This is a genomic window from Pseudomonas sp. AC211, assembly GCF_979258055.1.
Window position 1 is genome coordinate 3,861,984 of the sequence record NZ_OZ409830.1, and the last position, 20,626, is coordinate 3,882,609.

15 protein-coding genes and 1 pseudogene are annotated in these 20,626 nt (G+C 61.5%); 3 read left to right on the plus strand and 13 right to left on the minus strand.

The annotated features are described in order from the left end of the window. Nucleotides 1-2 precede the first annotated feature (2 nt). Nucleotides 3-1,277: a uracil-xanthine permease family protein gene (locus tag ACZZZP_RS18315; RefSeq protein ID WP_122494200.1), complete on the plus strand. Its 1,275-nt coding sequence runs from the start codon at nt 3-5 to the stop codon at nt 1,275-1,277. Between the two features lie 48 nt (nt 1,278-1,325). On the opposite strand, the gene ACZZZP_RS18320 is transcribed toward ACZZZP_RS18315, so the two are convergent. Further along, nucleotides 1,326-2,582 (minus strand): hypothetical protein, encoded by a 1,257-nt coding sequence (locus ACZZZP_RS18320; RefSeq protein ID WP_463383681.1) that lies wholly within the window; start codon nt 2,580-2,582, stop codon nt 1,326-1,328. Nucleotides 2,583-2,735: 153 nt separating this feature from the next. Beyond that, nucleotides 2,736-3,761: a Glu/Leu/Phe/Val dehydrogenase family protein gene (locus ACZZZP_RS18325; RefSeq protein ID WP_463383682.1), complete on the minus strand. Its 1,026-nt coding sequence runs from the start codon at nt 3,759-3,761 to the stop codon at nt 2,736-2,738. A gap of 166 nt (nt 3,762-3,927) precedes the next feature. On the opposite strand from ACZZZP_RS18325, the gene ACZZZP_RS18330 reads away from it, so the two are divergent. Next, entirely contained in the window at nt 3,928-4,731 is an 804-nt protein-coding gene (locus ACZZZP_RS18330) for a SirB1 family protein (protein WP_463383683.1), read from the plus strand. A gap of 17 nt (nt 4,732-4,748) precedes the next feature. Here the strand turns inward: ACZZZP_RS18330 and ACZZZP_RS18335 are convergent, their stop codons facing one another. From ACZZZP_RS18335 to ACZZZP_RS18385, 11 genes and pseudogenes are all read right to left on the minus strand, one after another. Then, complete coding sequence (locus ACZZZP_RS18335) at nt 4,749-5,552, minus strand: DUF2135 domain-containing protein (protein ID WP_122494206.1); 804 nt, start codon at nt 5,550-5,552, stop codon at nt 4,749-4,751. A gap of 4 nt (nt 5,553-5,556) precedes the next feature. Next, nucleotides 5,557-7,191, minus strand: a complete 1,635-nt coding sequence (locus tag ACZZZP_RS18340; protein WP_463383684.1) for a DUF2300 domain-containing protein — start codon at nt 7,189-7,191, stop codon at nt 5,557-5,559. Nucleotides 7,192-7,194: 3 nt separating this feature from the next. After that, nucleotides 7,195-11,905: pseudogene (locus tag ACZZZP_RS18345) on the minus strand (alpha-2-macroglobulin family protein). Beyond that, a complete protein-coding gene (locus tag ACZZZP_RS18350) occupies nt 11,902-12,528 on the minus strand; it encodes a DUF1175 domain-containing protein (protein ID WP_463384747.1) in 627 nt (208 codons plus the stop codon). The pseudogene ACZZZP_RS18345 and the gene ACZZZP_RS18350 overlap by 4 nt, the downstream one beginning before the upstream one ends. Before the next feature lie 20 nt (nt 12,529-12,548). Further along, nucleotides 12,549-14,273 (minus strand): DUF2138 domain-containing protein, encoded by a 1,725-nt coding sequence (locus ACZZZP_RS18355; RefSeq protein ID WP_463383686.1) that lies wholly within the window; start codon nt 14,271-14,273, stop codon nt 12,549-12,551. Between the two features lie 61 nt (nt 14,274-14,334). Beyond that, nucleotides 14,335-15,123, minus strand: coding sequence for a DUF2135 domain-containing protein (locus ACZZZP_RS18360; RefSeq protein WP_122494214.1), 789 nt, complete (start codon nt 15,121-15,123; stop codon nt 14,335-14,337). Nucleotides 15,124-15,243: 120 nt separating this feature from the next. After that, entirely contained in the window at nt 15,244-16,185 is a 942-nt protein-coding gene (locus ACZZZP_RS18365) for an AEC family transporter (protein ID WP_122494216.1), read from the minus strand. A 177-nt stretch (nt 16,186-16,362) separates the two neighbouring features. Next, on the minus strand, nt 16,363-16,584 hold the full coding sequence (locus ACZZZP_RS18370; RefSeq protein ID WP_122494218.1) for a hypothetical protein: 222 nt from the start codon (nt 16,582-16,584) through the stop codon (nt 16,363-16,365). Nucleotide 16,585: 1 nt separating this feature from the next. Further along, entirely contained in the window at nt 16,586-17,287 is a 702-nt protein-coding gene (locus ACZZZP_RS18375) for a lipopolysaccharide kinase InaA family protein (protein WP_463383687.1), read from the minus strand. Nucleotides 17,288-17,495: 208 nt separating this feature from the next. Then, nucleotides 17,496-18,776, minus strand: a complete 1,281-nt coding sequence (locus ACZZZP_RS18380) for a sensor histidine kinase (protein WP_463383688.1) — start codon at nt 18,774-18,776, stop codon at nt 17,496-17,498. Continuing rightward, nucleotides 18,766-19,449, minus strand: coding sequence for a response regulator transcription factor (locus ACZZZP_RS18385; protein ID WP_122494224.1), 684 nt, complete (start codon nt 19,447-19,449; stop codon nt 18,766-18,768). The genes ACZZZP_RS18380 and ACZZZP_RS18385 overlap by 11 nt, the downstream gene beginning before the upstream one ends. 164 nt (nt 19,450-19,613) lie before the next feature. On the opposite strand from ACZZZP_RS18385, the gene ACZZZP_RS18390 reads away from it, so the two are divergent. Beyond that, entirely contained in the window at nt 19,614-20,351 is a 738-nt protein-coding gene (locus ACZZZP_RS18390; RefSeq protein WP_463536753.1) for a phosphatase PAP2 family protein, read from the plus strand. The last annotated feature ends 275 nt before the right edge of the window (nt 20,352-20,626 follow it).

A 20,626-nucleotide genomic window follows, 5' to 3' on the forward strand; every position in this document is an offset into this window, starting at 1 on the left:
CCATGCAAGACGACTTCAACGATCCACTCTGGCGCACGGTGCTGTCGGGCGCACAGATGCTGTTCGTGGCGTTTGGCGCCTTGGTGCTGATGCCGCTGATTACCGGGTTGGATCCTAACGTGGCGTTGTTCACCGCGGGCCTGGGTACCATCCTGTTCCAGATCGTCACGGGCCGGCAGGTGCCGGTTTTCCTGGCGTCGAGCTTTGCCTTTATCACGCCGATCATTCTCGCCAAGGGCCAGTTCGGCCTGGCGGCCACCATGGGCGGTATTGTCGCGGCAGGCTTCGTTTACACCTTTCTCGGCTTGGCCGTGAAAATCAAAGGCACCGGGTTTATCGACCGTCTGTTGCCGCCCGTGGTGATCGGCCCGGTGGTGATTTCCATCGGCCTGGCCATGGCGCCAATCGCCGCCAACATGGCCATGGGCAAATCCGGCGATGGCGCCGAGTTGATCCCGTACAAAACCGCCATGCTGATCTCCATGCCGGCATTGCTGACAACGTTGATCGTCGCCGTGTTCGGCAAAGGCATCTTCCGCTTGGTGCCGATCATTTCCGGCGTGCTGGTGGGCTTTGCCCTGGCGTTTTATTTCGGCGTGGTCGACACCGCCAAAATCGCCGCAGCACCGTGGCTGGAACTGCCGAAATTCACCGCGCCGGAATTCAACTGGCAGGCGATTCTGTTCATTGTGCCGGTGGCCCTGGCGCCGGCCATTGAACACATCGGCGGCGTGATTGCCGTGGGCAGCGTGACGGGCCGCGACTACCTGAAAAAGCCTGGTTTGCACCGCACCCTGCTAGGCGACGGCATCGCTACCTCGGTAGCCGGCCTGTTTGGTGGCCCGCCCAACACCACCTACGCCGAAGTGACCGGCGCGGTGATGCTGACGAAAAACTACAACCCGAAAATCATGACCTGGGCGGCCGTCTTCGCCATCGTGCTGGCCTTTATCGGCAAGTTCGGCGCGTTGCTGCAAAGCATTCCGGTACCGGTCATGGGCGGCATTTTGTGCCTGCTGTTCGGCTCGATTGCAGCGGTGGGCATGAATACGCTGATTCGCCATAAGGTCGACCTCAGCGAAGCGCGCAATCTGGTAATTGTGTCGGTGACTCTGGTGTTCGGCATCGGCGGCGTGCTGGTCGGCACCGGCACCGGGCCGGATGACGTCGGCCTCAAAGGCATTGCCCTGTGTGCCATCGTCGCCATCGCCTTGAATTTGCTGCTGCCGGGTAACGACAGCTGGAAGCGCAAGGCTGAAGGCGAAATCGATCTGTAAATGCGGGTGGAGCGAATAACCTCCGGGTTATTCGCTCCTGACTAAATGTTAAGGCACAGTCTTCTGTCCCTTGGTTTTCAAGCCATAGCGAATATCGCCAATAACTGCTTCGCTGTTGTCAGGTAATACATTGGAGATCATCACGACGGCGTCAGCCTGACGAATAACATTGAACGCTGACGAGCCTAATAATGTGCTTTGTTTACCACGCAAAAGCGAAGAGTCAAACGGCGAGTCTCGCCAATCTGCTGCCGCGTAATATTCAATATCGCCCTCTTTGGTAATTTTCATCCCCAGGGTCCACCAACGTCCCGCTGAATTTTCCAATGCCGCATCCGCTACGAAATAATCGCCCTGAACCGTTCTCAAGCGAATTCCCTCTGGCTTTAACCATATACCGGGCCAACGCTTATCTTCAGCGCCGCGGTTGTTATATATAGACGGCATACGCAACGACACCGTGGTGCCTTTAGGCCGATATATATGCATGACCACAATGGGCTCGTCGTCTGCTTGCCAGACTTTTTTGCTGTACATAAATAAATCGTCTTGCGCCTCCCGGTCCGCCGTACTGTATGGACCGGTGGGATGCTGCTTAAACCATTGCGCGTCCCGGACGAGCGATCTGATTCCAAGCCCCTGGTGACCCTCCTTGCTGGTAATCCTCATCGACTCCGGCGCTCCGCGTTGCGTGCCGGTTAAACCAAAGCCGATTCCAGCCCAGCCACGCTCGTAATCAAACGTTGCGTTGGCCCAAGCGTTCTCGGAAAAATCACGATAGTCCGCGACTAGCCGCCCCTGGTGGCACCAGTGGTCGGGGCCATCGGCGTTTTCGCCTTTTATGGCCTTGTGGATGGGGCCGCACACCAGCGGGTTGATTGGCTTGGACGGTAGAATCGTAGTCGTAGCGTGATACCAGTAGCAGTCCGTGCCAGTGGCCGAGTCGCACATCAGGTCCCCAGCTGGATTCTCGGAGAGGTAAACGTCGAATCCGGAAAAGTTTGCCAGCGTCCACTTAGCGTAAATATCCGCGTACGCTTTATTGCACCAATGGTCAACGTAGTCGTACCCGGTAATACCATGCAGTTTTAAATGTTTTACGCCGCATACTAATGAAGGGGTGTTGGCTGAAGGCACGCCTTTACTGTCCCAGTTGCACTCCTTGCGATCAGTGCCTGTAGCACAGGCGATGTTGCCATCGTTTTCAAGACGGACATAGGTGCGATTCCAGGGTGTCCACACAGTCGCGGCATCGGCAACTAGCGGTGACAATGAAAGTGCAAGTAGCAATAGTGATTTGTTCATGATCAAACTCCAACACGCAGTAGAAGAAGCGTGTCGGAAGAGCGTATACATTTGCCCTTACTTGGTTCAGCTGTACGGGACTGCTATAAGGGTAAGAACACTCTTAGTCCCTACGCTACAAATCCTTATATTTGACATTCTTTACGCTGCTTATTATCTACTCCCGTACAAAATCTTCTCCGCCAACGCATCCGCCACCCGCGCGGGCGAGCGTTTGTCTGCCTGTGCGTGGCCATAAATTTCCGTTAAGCGCCGATCGATCTGGGTGAGGTGCGCGGTAATGGCTGGCAGCTCTTCACCGCGATGTTTAAGGGCGACAAAGATCAGCCCGCCGGCGTTAATCACATAATCCGGCGCGTACAGGATGCCGCGCGCTTCAAGCTCATCCGCCGCGTTGGCGCTGAGCAGTTGGTTATTGGCCGCGCCTGCCACTGCCGAGCAGCGCAGCTTGGCCACGCTCGCTGAATTCAAGACACCGCCCAGGCCGCACGGCGCGAGGATGTCGCACGGGGTGCAAAGCAGCGCTTCGTTGGCCACGGGCCGGGCGTTGAGTTGCTCGACGGCCAACTGCACGCGGCCGGGGTCGAGGTCGCTGACCAACAGTTCGGCGCCCGCTGCGTGCAGCTGTTCGGCGAGGGCAAAGCCGACGTTGCCCAAACCTTGAATGGCCACGCGCAAGCCTTCCAGGTCGTCGCTGCCCAAGCGCGCCTGGGCAGTGGCGCGGATGCCAGCGAACACGCCTATGGCGGTGTGGGGCGACGGGTCGCCGGCGCTGGTGGTGCTGGTGACGTGGCGGGTGTATTGCGCCACGCAGTCCATGTCGGCGCTGAGGGTGCCGCTGTCGATGGCGGTGATGTACTGGCCGCCGAGGCTGTCGATGGCGCGGCCAAACGCTTCGAACAAGGCGGCGCGGTTGTCGACGCCGGGCGGCCGCAAGATCACCGCCTTGCCGCCGCCCTGGCTTAGGCCTGCGAGCGCGGCTTTGTAGCTCATGCCCTGAGCCAGGCGCACGGCGTCGTCGATGGCGCTTTTTTCGTCGGGGTAACTGAGGTAGCGGCAACCGCCCAGCGCTGGGCCGAGTCGGCTGTTGTGAATGACGATAACGGCCCGAAGCCCGGTGGCCGCATCGTTGAAACAGTGCAGGGCCTCGACACGTGCCGCTTCCATTAAAGCGAACATGTGATGACTCCTTATTGTTGTGGTTCCGAGCAGTATAGGTGGCCGCATACGACCCAACTGACCAGGCGAGCATAAGCAAGGCCGCGTTGCGCAAAGCCAGGCATAACGCCGCGCTGGACGAAGTGTTAGCTAAGCGCTACAACCCTAGGGCGACCCGGAGAAGCCCATGACCCCACGCCAAGCCTGCCTTGCCTGTCTGGACCGTGAACCGCCTGCGCTGTTCGAAGCCGCGCTATGGATTGCGGCTGAGCACGACGACAGCCTGGTGCCGCAACAGGTGCTGCGCGAATTCACCGGTTTGGTTCATCAGGTCAGCAGCGGCTTGCCCCATCTGCCCGCCCATGAACTGGCGCAACCGTTGCTGCGACGCCTGGGCGAAATCGATTTCCACGAAGACGACAGCAGCCCTCTACTACCCCGCTCCGCCCTGCTCGATCAGGTGCTGCTGCGCAAGCGTGGACAACCATTGTCGCTGGCACTGATTGCCCTGGAGCTGGCCGAGCGCCTGCACATTCCTCTGCAAGGCGTGAATTTCCCCGGCCATTTTTTGCTGCGTGTGCCCGGCGCCGATCATCTGCTCGACCCCAGCAGCGGGCGGCGTCTGTATACCCGCGACTGCCGCGACTTACTGCTGCGCACCCTTGGCCCGAAAGCGGAGCTGCACGCCACGCACCTGCAAAGCTGCAATGCGCGGCAGATGCTGCAGCGCCTGTCGCGCAATCTGCGTGGTTTGCACACGCAGGCGCAGGAGCCGCTGGCGGCGTTGAAAGATGCGGAGCGGGTGCTGTTGCTCGGTTCGCCTAATCTGGTCGATCACTTGGCGCGGGCCGACATTTACCGCCAGCTCGACTGCCCGCAGGCCGAGCGTTACGACGTGGAACACGCGCTGTTGCTGAGCGAGGACACAGCCCAGCGCCTGCTGCTCAGCGAGCGCTTGCGCCAGCTGCGGGCCACGCCGGAACTGCACTGAGCCCGGCGGCAAAACTTTCAGGGATAACTGAAGCGCTTCACCATGGTCAACTCGCCCGTGGCGCGCATGGGCACGATGAACGATTCCTGCTTTTCGTTGGCGGTGCCTTCCTGGGAAATGACGGTGACCTGGGCGGTGGTGAGAATTTGCTCGGGGGTTTCCACGCCTTCTTCATCGCTGCTGGAACCGCCGCCGAAGTAGTTCACGTACACCAAGTATTCACCGCTCAGCGGCGTCGGCGAGGCGAACATTTCCGGGCCGAAGCCGGTGGTCACGTCCACATCGAGCGCGCCGCCATTGGCAGCCGAACGATCGCCATACCAAATGTGCCCGCCATCGGGCGTGACCACGTGCAGGTCGAGGTCGGTGTTGTCGCTGTCCCACGACAGCACCACGCGCAGCTTGGCGGCGGTTTCGCCGCTGCCGCGGTTGTAGAACTGCACGCGGTGTTTGGCGGTGCCTTCGGCGTTGCGTACTTCCACGCTGTTGCTGCCGGAGGGGAACACGAACGGGCGGTCGAAGCTGCCGTCTTCCTGCACTTTCAGCGGCATGCTGATGCCGTTGACGATCAAGCGCGCCGGCTTGCTCGCGTCTTTGGGCGTGGCCGTGATCTGCCCGGCAATGCGCGCGGTGTTGGCTTGGTCGGCCGCGCTGTTCACCGAGGAAGCGGGGTAATTCACTTCCTGCATAAAGTGCGCGCCCTCGTCGGAGCCTTTGCGCCAGCCGCCAACCGGCGTGTCGATTTGCACACCGTCGGTGGCGAGCGCCGCCAGCGGCAAGCAGGCGAGGAACAGGGCGATTTCAGTCAGGCGTACACGCATGGGGCTATTCCAGAAGTAGGTGGCGGGCGAGGCCTTCGATGTAGGTTTCGTCCTGGCCGTTGGGGTGTGCGGCAAAGGCCAGGTGCAAGTATTCGTGGGTCAGGTCGAGGCGGTCCTGCAGTGAGTAGAAGCCTCGAACAAAAATGCGTTGGCGCTCACGGTCGACATGGGGTTTGCCGCCGCTCAGTTGGCACACGGCGAAATCACTGGTTTCCACATAACCGGGCTCGCGTTGCAGGCGCTCACGCCAGCCGCGCTGCTGGTTTTTCAACCACTCCTCGGCGTTACCGAGCGCCTGGCAGGCGGCGGTGGGTTGGTCCCATCGGCTGAGGCTGGCGCGGGGAAAAGCACGGGCGAGAATGGCGTCGTAGCGCAGACCCTGCCCTGCTTGTTCCACCGCGTTTTGCCAGGACAAACGATCCGTTCCGGCTTTGTCGCTGTGGTAGTTCACCGGGCTGCCGGCTAACACCAGATCGGTGGTCCAGGCTGCAATTTGTCGGGCCCCTTCGCTGGCCGGGCGGGGTGCCACGCGCTGGCTGGCGCTGCTGTCGCTGATGCTCAGGCATTCGCCGTTGCGGGTGGCGGTTTGCAGCAAGTAGGTGCGAATGGTCACGGCCAGGGCTTTCGCCGCTTCGGCCGGTTGCGCCGAGGCTTCGCGGTCGAGCACGCGGGCGACGTAATCTTCGCGGCTGAGGCGTGCGGTGAGCTGGCCATCGGCGCCGACAAACAACTCGCCTTCGCTACTGATGGGCAAGCGGTTGCCGTTGGCGAACTGCACCTCGTAGTCGCCGCGCAAGGCACCGGCGCCGACCAGTTGCCCGCTGGCTTTGCTGCGCACTTGCCGAACCGGGTAACGGGCGAACAATTGCACCTGCACGCAGCGGCCCTGGTCGAGCGGTGGCGGTGTCGGCAGCGCAGCGCCCAAGGCTTGCGCGTAGTTTTTCAGAATGCGCTGGCTGGTGCCCACGCCGCCCGCCCAAACCGGGGTGCCGTCCACTAACCAGCCGGCGAAACCACCTTGGCGCGCCTGGGCATCGTGGTCGGCCAGCCAGCTCCAGGTTTTCACCCGCAAGCGACTGCCCAGCGCGCCAAGGGTGGCGCCGTCGGGGGCATGCAGCATCACGTCGAGCAGCACCCGACGCGCCTGCTCCTGCGCCGGCAAGCTAGCAAGTTGTTGCAGCAATTCACCAACCGCTACGCGCTGTTGCGGTTGCAACTGCGCCATGTCGCTCAGCCACAACGGCGCCTGGCGTTGCTGCCAGTAGGCGCGCCAATCGGCGGCATCGATTTTGAGGTTGGCGGGGGAAAAATACAGGCCGCAGCTTTGCGTCAGCGCCTGATCGCGTTCGATGCGTTCACCGGCTTTGCAGCAATACACCTCGTCGCGGTCCTGACCTTTGCAGGTGTAGCCCACTTCGGGTTTGTGCGTGTCGACCAGATAGGCATACACGAATAATTTCCACAGGCTGCCCAGTGGCGCGCTGAGGTCGGCCGGCAATGGGCCGCGACTCGTCACGCCTTGCTGATTGAGGTGCAGCAGTTGCGTGTCCGGCGCGGCGCCAATGGCCAGTTGCAGCGGTGCGTCCCCGGCTCTGGCGAGCAGGGGAAACAACACAATGCACAACCAGCCAAGGCGCACGGCTTATTCGACCTTCAGGCTGCCGTAGCTCGGTTCGCTTTCCAGTGCCTGGATCTTGCGGCGCGTACATGCGCACGTAGCGCGCTGGCGGCAGCGAGAATTCGCCTTTCTGCGAGAAGCGCACCAAGTGCCGCACGGTCAGGCCACCTTGCAGGCTGTCGACCGGCACCGCGTACAGCAGTTGACCGTCTTCGTAGCGGGCTTTTTCCAGCGGCGCGGCTTCTTCGGAATCCAGACCGCTGACTTGAATGCCCCAGGTGGTGCGTTCCACGTCGGCGCCTGGCGGCAGCGGCACTTCCAGCAGGCCGTAGCGCAGGGCGCGAGCGTCTTCGCTGGAAAGGCTCACTTCGTCCAGGTACAGGTCGTCGCCGGAGATGGCTTCGCCTTCGCCGACTTCCTTCACGCTGAATTCAAACGCGGCATCGCCCGGCACCAGACGCAGCAGACGGCGGCTGAGCGTCACCGGCAACACGCCCGGTTTGCTCTGCGCGCTGCGGTAGCTGATGGCGACGTTAACCGGCTCGGTCACCGAGGCGGGCAGTTCCAGGTTGCTCGGCACGCCATTGCCGACCCACACCCACTGGGTTTCGCCACTGGCGCGCTGTTGCGCCTGCCAGCCTTCCCCCGGTTTCAGTTCACTGGCCGCGGCTTTTTGCTGGCTGGCCGCTTGCAGCCAGGTCAGCGCCAGGGCGCGCTCCAGGGTCGACTGCTCAGGCGCCAGACGTTGCAGCAAGGCCTTGGCCTGCCCTTGATCGACGCCGGCCAGCTTGGCTTTGAGGCTGGCCACGAACGGATGCTCGCTGGCGTACACCACCTCTTGCGCGGCCGGCAGCTGCGCGCTGAACGCAGCAGGCGCGGTCACTTTGCTCTGCTTGGCAAGCTCGGCGGTGAGCACACGGGCAACGGCCAGGCCGAGCTTGGAGTTAGGCGCAGCCAGAACCAGACTGGTCAGGCCGTCGTCGCTCGGGGTCGGCTCGGCGTCGGCGGGTTGCACGCTGGCCACGTCGGTGCGCGGTGCGTCAGCCGCTACTTCAGCTTCACCCTCACTGCTCGGTTGGGTCGCGGCGTCGACTTTCGCCGCCACTTCGGCGTCGGCCTTGGCCTGCGCGTCATGGTTGGCCAGGTCGGTCATCAAGCCTTCCACCAGGGTATTGATGGGCAGGTTCATGTCTTTGGCAAAGGCCAGGATCAGCGCGCGTTGCAGCAGCGGCGTGGTCGCGGCCTGCTTGGCGTAGATGTCCATCACTCGCTGCCAGTGATCGGCAGGCAGGCTCAGCTCCAGCGCTTTGCTGGCGTACCAGTCGGCGTAGTAGGCGTAAGCAGTGAGGAAGGCATCCGGCTCGGCGCCTTCGCCCCACCAGGTGAACAACGCTTCCGGTCCGGCCATTTGCACCAGGCGCAGGCGGCTGTTCTGCATGATCAGACGCAAGCGGTCGGTGACGCGTTTTTCAATGCGCCCGCCTTCGGCGTAGCCCTGCTCGGCCTTGCTCAGTAATGGATAGGCGAGGCTCAGCGGCAGCAAGAGGCTGGCGGTTTGCTCAACGCAGCCGTACGGGTATTCCAGCAGGTCGTCGAGGTTGCTGTTGAACAAGGCCTTGGCGCTGTCGTCCAGGCGCACGCTGATGTCACGGGCATCGCTTGGCAGTTGCAGGGCATTGGCGCCGGCGTTGGCGGCCACGCGCTGGGTTTGCAGGTCTTGCCAGCCTTTGCCAACGGTACGCAGGGTTACGCTCAGCGCGTCCACCGGCTTGCCGTCGAGCAACAGCTCGGCTTTCCACTCGCCCGCCGCGACCGGCACTTTTGGCAGAGGCAGGTAGTTGATGCCTTTTTCCAGGTCAATCGGCGTGCGTTTTTCCTGGCCGTTGAAGTGGCTGACCAGTTCAGCTTTGGTCGCCTGTTCGCCCTGGTTGAACACAAACACGCCCATGGCCGGTTGGTCGTCCGCGCGGAACTGGGTCGGCCCGCTCCATTTCAGGTACAGCGGTTTCTCCGAACGGATGAACTGCTTCTTCTGGCCCACGGTGCCAACGTCGCTCACGGCGCGCGCGGTGATGCGCCAGCGGGTTAGGGAGTCGGGCATACGGAAGGTCAGTTTGGCGTGGCCGTTTTCGTCGGTGACCAGGTCAGGTTGCCAGGCGGCGGTGTCGACTTCTTCACGACGCGGCCGCTCCAGCACTTTCACGCTGCGGTCGCTGCGGTTGGCTTTGCCCGGCGCGGTGGGCGAGCCCGGCAGCGCGACGTCGTAGCTGATAAACGACAGGCTGGCGCTGGTGCGCACGTTGTTGCGACGCGGGTGATAGAAGAACTGATCAATGCTCGGCGCGATTTCCGGTTGCAGGGCGTAGATCATTTCGTCCACCACGCTAACGGTCAGGCGCGTGCCAGCCGGCTTGCCGGCGAACTGGGTGGTGAGATCGATGGTGACCAGATCGCCAGGTTGGTATTGCTCTTTATCGGCGGCGATGGCGATGTCGATTTGCGGCGCCGCCACTTTGATGCCGGCGTTCTGGAAGCTGTAATCGCCGCCTTTGGTGTACAGCGCAGAGAACGTCAGGTTTGGCGAGAACTGCTCGGTTACCGGAATGCGCGCACGGTATTGGGTGTCGCTGAGTTTCTCCAGCTTCAGCCAGTCGGCGCCTTTGCTCAGCAAGGCGGTGGCTTCTACCGAATCACGCTCCAGGGTCAGCAGGGCATCGCCTACCGGTTCCGGGAAGGTGATCAAGGCCAGGGCTTCTTCGCCGGCTTTGTATTCGGTTTTATCCAGCACGATTTCAATGGTGCCAGCGACCGCTTTCACGCCTTCGCCGCTGACCGAATGGCCGGTGGCGCCGAGGATCAGGCCGTCTTTGTCCTTGATGGTGATGCTGTAGCTGCCAGGGCGTTCGAAGCTCAGGTCGAAACCATCGGCGTCGGCGGCCAGGCTGCCGTCGTCTTTGCTCTGGTCTTCCAGGCGAACCCATTCGTAGTGCGCCGGTTTGTGGCTTTCTTTTTTCTGCCCGGCAGCGGTTTCACTGCGGTAGCTAAAGCGCACTTTTTCCTTGGCCGCACTGAAGCGCTGCGGGGCGCTGAGGCGGTAACGGGCGGCGCCACGTTCGATGAGGATTTCCTTGCTGGTTTTCACGCGGTACGCCGCGCCGTCGCTGGCGAACACGGTCAGCAGGTAACGGCTGGGTTTGTCGGCGGCGGGCAGTTTCAGCTCGGCGCGGCCCTGGCTGTCGGTGGTGACTTCAGTGGTCGCCAGTTCAACCGGGAATTGGCCGAGGTACTGCAATTCGTTGTCGATCATCGACAGTTGCTGGGCGCGCAAGGTCAGTTGCACTTTGGCGTCTTTTACCGGCTTGCCGTCGGGGTAGACGAGCACCAGATTGCCTTTCACTTCTTCGCCGGTCCGGAAGTCTGGCTTGGCCAGGTCGAGGGCGATTTCGAAGTGCGGTTTGATGTAGTCAGCCACGCGGAAGGCGCTGCTGTATTGCTGGTCGCGGTAGCCGAAACGCAGTTCGTAACCACCGGCCACGGCGTTGCTCGGCAACTGGAAGCGGCCTTGGCTGCCGGCTTTGCTGTCCATGTTCAGGTCGAGCGTTTGCAGGGCGGTGCCGTTGGCGTCGAGCACGGTGAGCTTCACGGGCGCGCTGGTGGGCGCTACCGAATCACGGGCGTTTTTGAATTCGCGGCCGAGAATTTTCACTTCCACCCAATCGCCCGGACGGTACAGCGGGCGGTCGGTGAAGGCGTAGAGCTTGGTGTCGTAAATTTCGCTGTCGTAGTAGAAGTTTTCCGAGACGAACACGCCGCCTTCGCTGTCTTCGCCCAGCACATAAGAGCGCTCGGGGCTGGCGTGTTTCAGGCGCAGCAAGCCTTGCTCGTCGGTTTCGCCGCTGCTCATCACGCCCAGGCCGTCGCTCCACAGCACCTTGGCTTTGGGCACCACGCTGCCTTCGTGTTTGCGCGCGGTCCACACCAGCAGTTGGTCGCCGGCGATTTTGCTCACCGCCACGGTGTTGGAGACGAACACCATGGTGGTGGCGCGGTATTTACCCACCAGCGCTTCGACCAGGTACAAGCCGGGTTTCAGTTTGCCCAACGGCACATAGACGTTGCCGGGGTTAACGCTGACGAAGTCGCTGGACGAACCGGCCAACTCCACGCCTTTAGGCGGCTGAATGGCTTTTGCATCCCACAGCGGGTAGCGGAACTGCGCCACTAGCGGCAGGCCTTTCATGGGCGCGAATTGCGGGGTGTTTTCGTACTGGGTCGGCGTGGCGATGGCCGTGCCCATTTTCAGTTCCGGCGCTTCCTCGGTGACGTTCTTGCGCGACTCATACGAGAACGCGCGCTGCATCACCCGGCGGGATTTGCGGTACCAGTTATCCCACAGGTACGAGAGCGTGTTGGACAGCCCTTCACCCTTGAACTGCCCTTCCGCGACGACGCGGTGCAGGTTCTTCTGGCGCTTGAGGAATTCCAGCGGCTGGTCGATGCGGTACACGCGCATGTCCACGCCGCCGTAAGGTTCCATGGTGTAGCGACGGTAATCGCGACCGGGCGCTTCAAGGCGCACCTGGGCCACTTCGTCGGTGGCGAAGCTGGCATCGGCCAGCAGGAAGAACGACTCCCCGCCCACGGGCGAATAGCCGCTGGGGTTTACCGTGTCTTCGGCGTGCAGGCTGCTCAGGGGCAGAAGCACGCTGGCGACCAGCGCTAGGGCCAGTTTCATCGAGCGAGGAATTGCAGGCGATAGATGCCGATAAAGTTCGGATTGGAATCGTCGGGTATCCATCGGGTGTCCTTCCATTTCATGAGTTGTTGCACGCTGACCGAACGCATGCCGTTATCGGTCGGCGTGGTGGTGCCTGTGTGGTATGCGATTTCGCGGCCCATCCAAATCATCAGATGTTGCTCATCGCCCTGGTCGAAAAAAATCAGATCGCCCGGGCGCGCCTGGTTTAGGTCGCGGCCCAGAAACTGGCTGTTGTACTGAATCAGTTTGATCGCATTGACGTACGGACCAACCTTGCCGCCGCCTTGCTGCCATTGCTGGGCCAGGCTGCGTTGTTCGTTTTGCACCTGCAATTCCGGCGGCAGGTAGCGGTTGCTCAGGCCGTTGGCGCGCAACCACTTGGCGTCGTGCACTTTCAGCGCTTCGTTGGCGGCAAAACGCACCAGGCCGGCACAGTCTTGCTGGTGCCAGCGCGGGCTCGGGCCCTGACGCAATTGCTCTTGCGCGATGCGCACAAACCAGGCGCGGAAAATCTGCGACTGCTCGGCATCCAGCGGCGTTATGGCCGATGCAGTCGCGCAGGCGAGCGTGGGCAGCAAGAGGCTTCCCAGCAGCACCAGCGTGAGGGCAGCGCGCGATTTCACAGCGAACGCCACTCCAGTGGCAGCCACTGCCAGTTGGAGTCCGGCGCGGCGTCGGCCGGTAAGGTCAGGGCGTAATTGCTGTGCCCGGCCAATGCTTTCAGTTTGGGCAGCAACAGCGTTTGCGCGGCATTGCGGAACACCGGCTCGATGTCGCTTGGCAGCGCGTCGAGGGTTTCCTGTTCAAACAAGGCCGAGAGCGTGGACGGCGCCAGATACGCCGGCACTACCGCGTCCTTGGGCAACACGTCGGCCAGTGGCGGGAAGCGTTTGTTCAGCGCGTCTAGGCCTTTGTTGACGATGCTGTCGTCCAGGGAGAACAGCAGCGTGGAGCCTTGGCGCGCCATGCTCACGCGGAAGAAGCCGCTGGCAGCCATGGCGTCGGGCACTTCGGCTTCGCTGGCGGGGTATTGGCCGAAGTTGGAGCTGACTTCGCGCTGCCAGACATGGGTGCCGTCTGCGCGGGTTTCGTCGCTCAGCGGGAAGATGCCGCCTTCTACGTTGGCTTCCCAGGCACCGATTACCGAGCCGAACAGCTTGCCAAGATTCTCGTCCAGGCTGGTGCCGGCTTTGTCGTCGAGTTGGCCGACCAGCAACGGGCTGTGCAGGCGCGAATTCGGGTACCAGCACAGGCCGGCGGCGCCGGTCATGTGCTCGGCCAGTTGCTTGGCCACATCCGGCTGGGCGCCGACTTTGGCGAGCATTTTTTCGTGCACGGCTGGCGCGACGGGCAACGCCACGCAGGCGCTGGCGCCCATGGGCATGGCGCGCCAGATGGGGTTGAAGTCGAGGTTGGTTTTTTCGCCGCTGTCGTTCAACGCCAGGAAGCTGTGCCAGCCAGCGCCGTCCATTTCAAAGCGCAGCCCGGCGAAGCTCGGAATAAAGCGCTGGTAACCCATGGCAACGTAGTCGCTGCCCAGGGAAATACGTTGCTTGAGCTCGCCGCGCTCTTTCAGGCCGAAGGCTTCAGTGAATACGGTGTCGCCATTGAGCATGGCTTCCACGGCTTCGGTGGCGCCCTTGCCGAGGTTGGCGCCGTCGTAATCGCCTTCGAGCAACATGCTCGGGTTAGAGAGCATCACCAGCTTGTCGCCGTAGCTGGCGAACAGCAGCGCGCGCTCGCCGTTGTAGCGCAGGCGGTACAGCGGCACGGCGTCGCCATCCACTTGCAGCTCGGCGACTTTGCGCAGTTGGGTGTCGTCGGTGGCCACGTGGGCCAGCGGCTCGAGCAGACGCGCCAGACCGCCGCGTTCCATCAGCACCACGAAGTTTTTCAGCTTGCCGTCGGCGCCGCGCCAGAGGGCGACCTGGGCCGGCTGGTCGAGCAACTGTTCGAGCAAGGTGTCCTGCAACTGCAGGTCGTGCTCATAGATGATGCGACGCAGGCTGCCGGTGATGCCGAGACGATCGGGGTTGGCTTCGTAATAGAACACCAGGTCTTCGGTGAGGGTGTCGCGCAGCAGCGGCACGGCCAGCAGGTCTTTGGGCAGACGGCTCAGCGATTCGCTTTCGATCAGCACCTGCGGATGTTGCAGGTCGAGCTGCAATTCACTGGCTTCGGCCAGCGTGCGCGGCGGTGCCATGTGCTGCTGCAACCAGCCAAGCACACCGGCACCCGCGACCAGCGGCACGGCAACCGCCAGGGCGATGAGCACGCGACGCTTGCGCCCGGCTTTGCCTTCCGTGGAACCGGTTTCCCCGTTCTGGGTGGTGTTATCGCTCATGTAAGAAACCCCAATTCGTCCGTGCGTCGCTGGTAGCCAGGCGCCGCGTGCGGGCGCTAGCTCAATAGTTGAATGACTTGATCAGTTGCAGATCGCCAATACCGCGCAACGGCACGATAAAGGTCTCGCGTTTTTCGTTCGGCGTGTTTTCGTTGAACACCAGGTTTATTTGCGCGGTGATCACTTCGTTCTGATTACTGCCTTCGTCGAAGTTGTAACCCTGATTGTTGAGGTTGCCCCAGTAGTTGACGAACACCAGATAGCGGCCGTGCAGCGGCGCGGTCATGGTGAACATCTCGGGGCCGGGGCCGTCGACGCTGTCGGTGTCCAACCCGCCGCCATTGCTCATCACCGGGTCGGCCCAGAAGGCGTGCTGACCGTCGGGGGTGACCACATGCAGGTCGAGTTCGGCTTTGGGGTCGTCCCAGCCCAGCGCGATACGCACCTGGGCGGGGGTTTTGCTGTGATTGGCTTCGTAAAACTGCACACGCTTGAGCGACTGGCCGTCACCGCTCACCACTTCCACGCTGTTGGAACCGGCGCCCATGTTGTAGGGACGTACGAAGCGGCCTTGGTCGTCGGTGTACAACGGCAGCGGATTGCCATTGACGACCAGGCGGTGGGGCTGGCGGCTGCCTTGCAGGTTTTTCAGGGTGCCTTGAATAAGGGTGCGACCGCGCTGGGCGCCACGGTCAATCGGCGGCGTCGGGTACGCCACGCGCGCATCGTCGGCGCGCTCAAGCAGCCCGGAGTATCGCCAGCCGGCGACCGGGTTTTGCAAGTCAGCAGAAGGTTCAGCCACGACACAGGCGCAGAAAGCGGCCAGGCAGAACAACAGCAGGGAGCGCATGCGTAATCCTTTAGCGTGCGAAAGGCGGCAAAGGTATCGCTAGCTCACGAGCCTGACAATGACCTTGCGACACATTTTGTAAGAGTTACCGAATGGCTCACACCGCCCAGGGTCAGCGGCTTACATCCAACCGCCCCATTGCAGGAAAACAATGCCGATATTCGTCGTGATCGCCGCCACCAGTGTGGTGATAACGATGATTGCCGCTGCCAGTTCATGATTGCCATTGGCCGCCTTGGCCATGACAAAACTGGCCGCTGCCGTCGGGCTGGCGAAGTATAGAAACAGCACGCCCAGATCGGCGCCGCGAAAGCCAAAAGCGAACGCACCGGCGGTGGAGATAATGGGCAGCCAGACCATTTTCATCAGGCTGGCACTGACAGCCAGCGCCCCACTCTTGCGCAACGAGGCAAGCGACAAGGTGCCGCCGATGCAGATCAGCGCAAGCGGCAACGTCAGTTGCGCCAGGTATTCGCCGGAAGTCGTCAGCCAGACCGGCAATGGAATTTTCCAGTACGCGAACGGGATGGCCGACAGCACGCCGATAATCAACGGGTTGCAGATAATGCTTTTGCTGATGCTCCACACATCCGACTTGGCGCTGGGGCTATAGATAGCCAGCACGATGGCCGAAAGGCTGTTGTAGGAGAGGATTACCACGCCGGCCAGAATGCCGCCGAGCGACAGGCCGTAGTCGCCATAAAGGCTGGTCGCCAGGGCCAGGCCGATGATGCCGTTGTTGCCGCGAAAGGCGCCTTGGGTATACACGCCGCGATCAGCCACCGGCACCCGCCAAATCGCCCAGCCCCACGCCACCAGAAAGCCCACCACGGTCGCCAGCACGAAATAACCCAGCACGGCAGGCTGCATCGCGGTGCTGAGGTCGGCGTGAATAATGGCGAGAAACAGCATGACCGGCATGGTGACGTTGAACACCAGCGCCGAGGCGGTATTGATGAAGTGACCGTCGATCAAGGCCAGGCGTTTGAGGAAAACGCCGAGAAACAGCATGGCAAACACCGGCATGGTGATGCCGAAGGTGGCGGCGATGATCGCGAACATGGGAAGCAGAACCGGGCGGGTGTCGTTAGGTGGCTAATGATAAGCCACCACGCCTGGGAGCGCGACCTGCGGGGCGAGGCCCGGTCCAGTCAAACCTTGTGGGAGCGACTGGGCGACATTGTCATTGATCTGCTTAACGCCTATCGCGGTTAAAGCCGCTCCCACAAAAGCGAGGGCTTAGCGCGTGCCGCCCTGCGCGAGGCCGAACATCAGTAGCAGCAAATCCTGATCGGGCCGAACGGCCACGGCCGACTTCAATTTCGCGGGCATCGAGCACTGCTTGGCCGCCGAGGCCGAATGCAGAACTTCCGGGCCCGGTTCATGCCAGGCCGCCGCCGCCAGCGAGGCCACACCCAATGCGCCGATGAGGAAAATACCTCGTGCAATATCTAGCTTCATGTCACAACCCTTTGATAGCGCTGCCAAACGCTGTGGAATGACCATAGATAACCTGTGCCCAGTCTGCTGAACTCCACGACGAATGGCGGCGTAATTGACGCAGATCGTGACGAGCGGCTTGTTGACGGGTCAGGCGACGGCGCGATTTTTCCAAATCCAGCATCCCGACCTCGAACGTGGCGTGCTCGCCCTCGCCTTCCACGCGAATAAACACATGCTTGGAGTACAGGCAGTTGTGCTGCCAGCGCGCCTTGTTCATGCGCGCAATCATGGCGCCCACCGCTTGCATGACGCGCTCGTGAAACGCTTCGCCGTGACGTTCGCGCCCGCCGGCAGCGTGCCAGTGGTTTATTTCAATGAAGCCTTTCATATCGGCCGTGATCAGTAAGGCGCGCCAGGCGTTGTCGACACCGCGCTCGGCACCGCAATACACCACTTTCGGCACGTTGATGCCCAAGCGCGCAAACGAGGTCAGCGCTTTTACTTCGCGCAACACCGTAGGGCGGCCGAACGGATGGAAGAAGCTGTGGTAGATGTGGCCGACTTGGCGCTTGGCATACAACAGGCTGCCGTCTCGGTCGTGAATTCGCTGAACACCGCTGGTGCCGCCGCGCCTGCTGTTGGGCTCTTCAACCCACTCGCCCTGCTGTTGCCACCATTGTTCGAACAGACCGGGAGTCGGCGAGTGCAGCGCTAGTGTCATGCGTGATGTCCTGTACAGAAGATAGAAAGCTGTCGTCCGTGGGGCGACCATATCCTTGAGGCCTGGGAAGGCGCTGGCGTGGTCGGGTGAGTTCTTGTAAGCCCTGACCGACGACGAATGTAACAGCCTTTGTGTGCACAATGGAGGCCAAGTTCCGAAAATTCCTACCGAATATCGGCTAAATAACGACTATCCACCGGCAACCCGTTCAACTGCGCCGAGGCACCAACACCACCTTGAAACAACATCCTCGAGGTTGCGCTGCAATGAGGCTGACATCCCAACCCTGGCTTGCACAGATACGTTGCACCAACGACAGGCCAAGCCCCAAACCATCGCCGCGCTGACTGTCGCCGCGCACAAAAGGCTGGAACACGGCCTCACGTTGAGCCTCGGGAATACCGACGCCGCTGTCTTCTACTTCAAAACCGTCGGCCACCAAGGTCAGGCTGATGTGCCCGCTGTCGGTGTAATGCAGGGCGTTGCGCAACAGGTTGCTCATTACCGTGCGCAAATGGGTGGCGTTGAACTCGCCGTCCAGCACCTGCTCGGCGCGGTAGTTCAACGTCAGCCCCTTGCTTTCAATGGGCTGACGCCACTGTTCGAGCAACTCACAGGCCGCGCTTTCTACGCTGATGGTAGGAATCTGGCTGACATCGGTGTTCTGCGCCCGCGCCAGCAGGAAGAAGGTTTGCACCAAGGCGCGCATATCTTCACAGGCGCGAAATATGCGCTGCACTTGAGCGCGGGCGCGGTCGTCGAGGTTGGGGTTTTCCAAAAGCAATTCGCACGAGCTGGCTAGCACCATCAACGGTGTTCGCAGCTCGTGGCTGACATCGCTGGTGAACAAGCGCTCACGCGTCAGGGCGTGACGTAGCAGCCCCAGCGTCGTGTCGAACGAGGCAGCCAACTGACCCACTTCATCAGCCGCGTAATTGGGCGCCAAGGGCGGCGCCATCGACAACAGCTGATCGGGGTGGCGTACCTGCCGCGAAAGCCGCGACACCGGCTCGATCACCTTGCGCGCGAGAAATTGTCCGAGCAACACCGCCAGCGCCACGCACAACACGAAACCAATCCACACCGTGGTGTACAGCGTTCGCTCGCGCTCCTCGAACTCGCTCTGGTCTTGCAGCAACACATATTCCTGCCCCGCCACCACGCGCACAAAGGCGTGATAGGACGAGTCGTCGCGGAAGATTTCGTGGAAGCCTGGCGTCATACCCGTGAGGTAATCCGGCAGAGCGAAATCGCCGTGGCCGCCGGAGAAGTAAAACAATTGGTCGGGCTCAGGACGGGTGCGCCACTCATCCATGTTGTCCATGTGCAACAGGCGGTCGAGGTCGCCGCTGAGAACGCCGGAAATCAGCTTTTCCTCAAGCATATGCACGGCCATGTAAATGCCGGTGGCGAAGGCCGCGGCGACCAGCGTGGTCATCAGTACAAAGGCAATAACGATGCGGCGTGACAGGCTTTGCTTAAACTCCATCGGTGACTTCCGCCAAGCGATAGCCCACGCCGTGCACGGTTTGCAGCAGCGGCAATTCAAACGGTTTGTCGATCACCTGGCGCAGTTGGTGAATGTGGCTGCGCAGGCTGTCGCTGTCCGGGCAATCGTCGCCCCACAGCGCTTCTTCCAATACTTCACGGCGCAGCACGTGCGGACTTTTCTGCATCAGCGCGGCGAGCAATTTCAGGCCGATAGGGTTGAGCTTCAGGGCTTTACTGGCGCGGCTGACTTGCAAGGTGTCGAGGTCATACACCAAGTCGGCGACTTGCAAAATGCGCCGACCGCCACCCTGACTGCGGCGCAGCACGGCTTCGATGCGGGCGGCCAATTCGGACAGGGCGAAAGGTTTGAGCAGGTAATCGTCGGCGCCGGAGCGGAAGCCTTGCAGGCGGTCGTCGAGTTGGTCGCGTGCGGTGAGCATGATCACCGGCGTGTCGCGACGCGCGTCTTCACGCAGGCGTTTGCACAAGGTGTAGCCGTCCATGCCGGGCATCATGATGTCGAGCACGATCAAGTCGTAGTGCTCGGTTGCCGCCAGGTGCAGACCCGACAAACCGTCTTGCGCGCAGTCGACGCTGTAGCCTTTCATGCCCAGATAATCGGCAAGGTTGGCGAGAATGTCGCGGTTGTCTTCAACGATCAGAATGCGCATGGCGGTTCCTTGAGGCGGGGCGTTACAGGCACGTCACGGGGCGCGACATTACCTCAACATTTAATGATTGAAGCGGCTTTCACGATTTTTTCACGACAACTTAACGCCATGCTGACAGCGCCTGGAGCAGCATGCACGCTACTTCCGCTACGCCTGGACTCAGCATGTCGTCGACTCCATTCACTACTTTTTCACACCGCCTGAACCTGCGCCTGGCCCTCGGCATTCCTCTGGCCATCGCCGCGTTACTGCTATTGATCGAACCCACCAAACTGGACTTCGCCCTGGCCAATCTGATGTACACACCGGGCGTGGGGTTTGTGGGAAAACACAACGCATTTCTCGAAGACATCCTGCACGACCGCGCGAAACAGGCCGTGATCGCCTTCGCCGTGCTGGCCATTCTTGGCTTCGTCGGCAGCTTCTTTATCAACCGTCTGAAACCGATGCGGCGAGAACTGGGTTACCTGGTAATGGCCATGGGGCTGTCCACCAGTTTCGTCACGCCAATGAAAGCGGTCACCGCCGTGCAATGCCCGTGGAGCCTGAGCCAATTCGGCGGCCAGGAAACCTACAGCCCGCTGCTCAGCCACCGCCCCGCCACCGACAAACCCGGCCGCTGCTGGCCAGGCGGTCACGCCGCCGCGGGCTTTACGTTATTCGCGCTTTACTTCGTCTGGCGCGACCGCAAACCCCGCTGGGCTCGTGCAGGTTTCGTCTTCGCCCTGACCCTGGGCACCGTGTTCTCCGTGAGCCGCATGCTGCAAGGCGCGCACTTCTTCTCCCACAACCTGTGGACGGCGGTGTTTTGTTGGTTGATTTGTTTGGGGTCGTATTGGGCGGTGTTGTATAGGCCGGCCAAGAGCATGGTGGCGAAACCCGCCTCCACGGCAGCCGTATAAGCCCCGCCATAAGATCAAAAACTCGAGGCTGAAGCCTCTCCCACAACAACCCGGCACCTGTGGGGAAAGCCTTGGCCGTTGCCGTTGCGATACAAACCGCGCCGCCTCTCGAGATCGAGCGAGCTAGAGCAGTGCAAGGCGAAATGGTTTTTTGAAGCGCAGTTGGCTGTAGCCAATGAGCATTCAAAAAAACATTTCAACGCCGCAATGCCGACGCGCAGCCGATCGACCAGCCATAAAAAAACCCCGCGCAAGGCGGGGTTTTTTTACGGCTA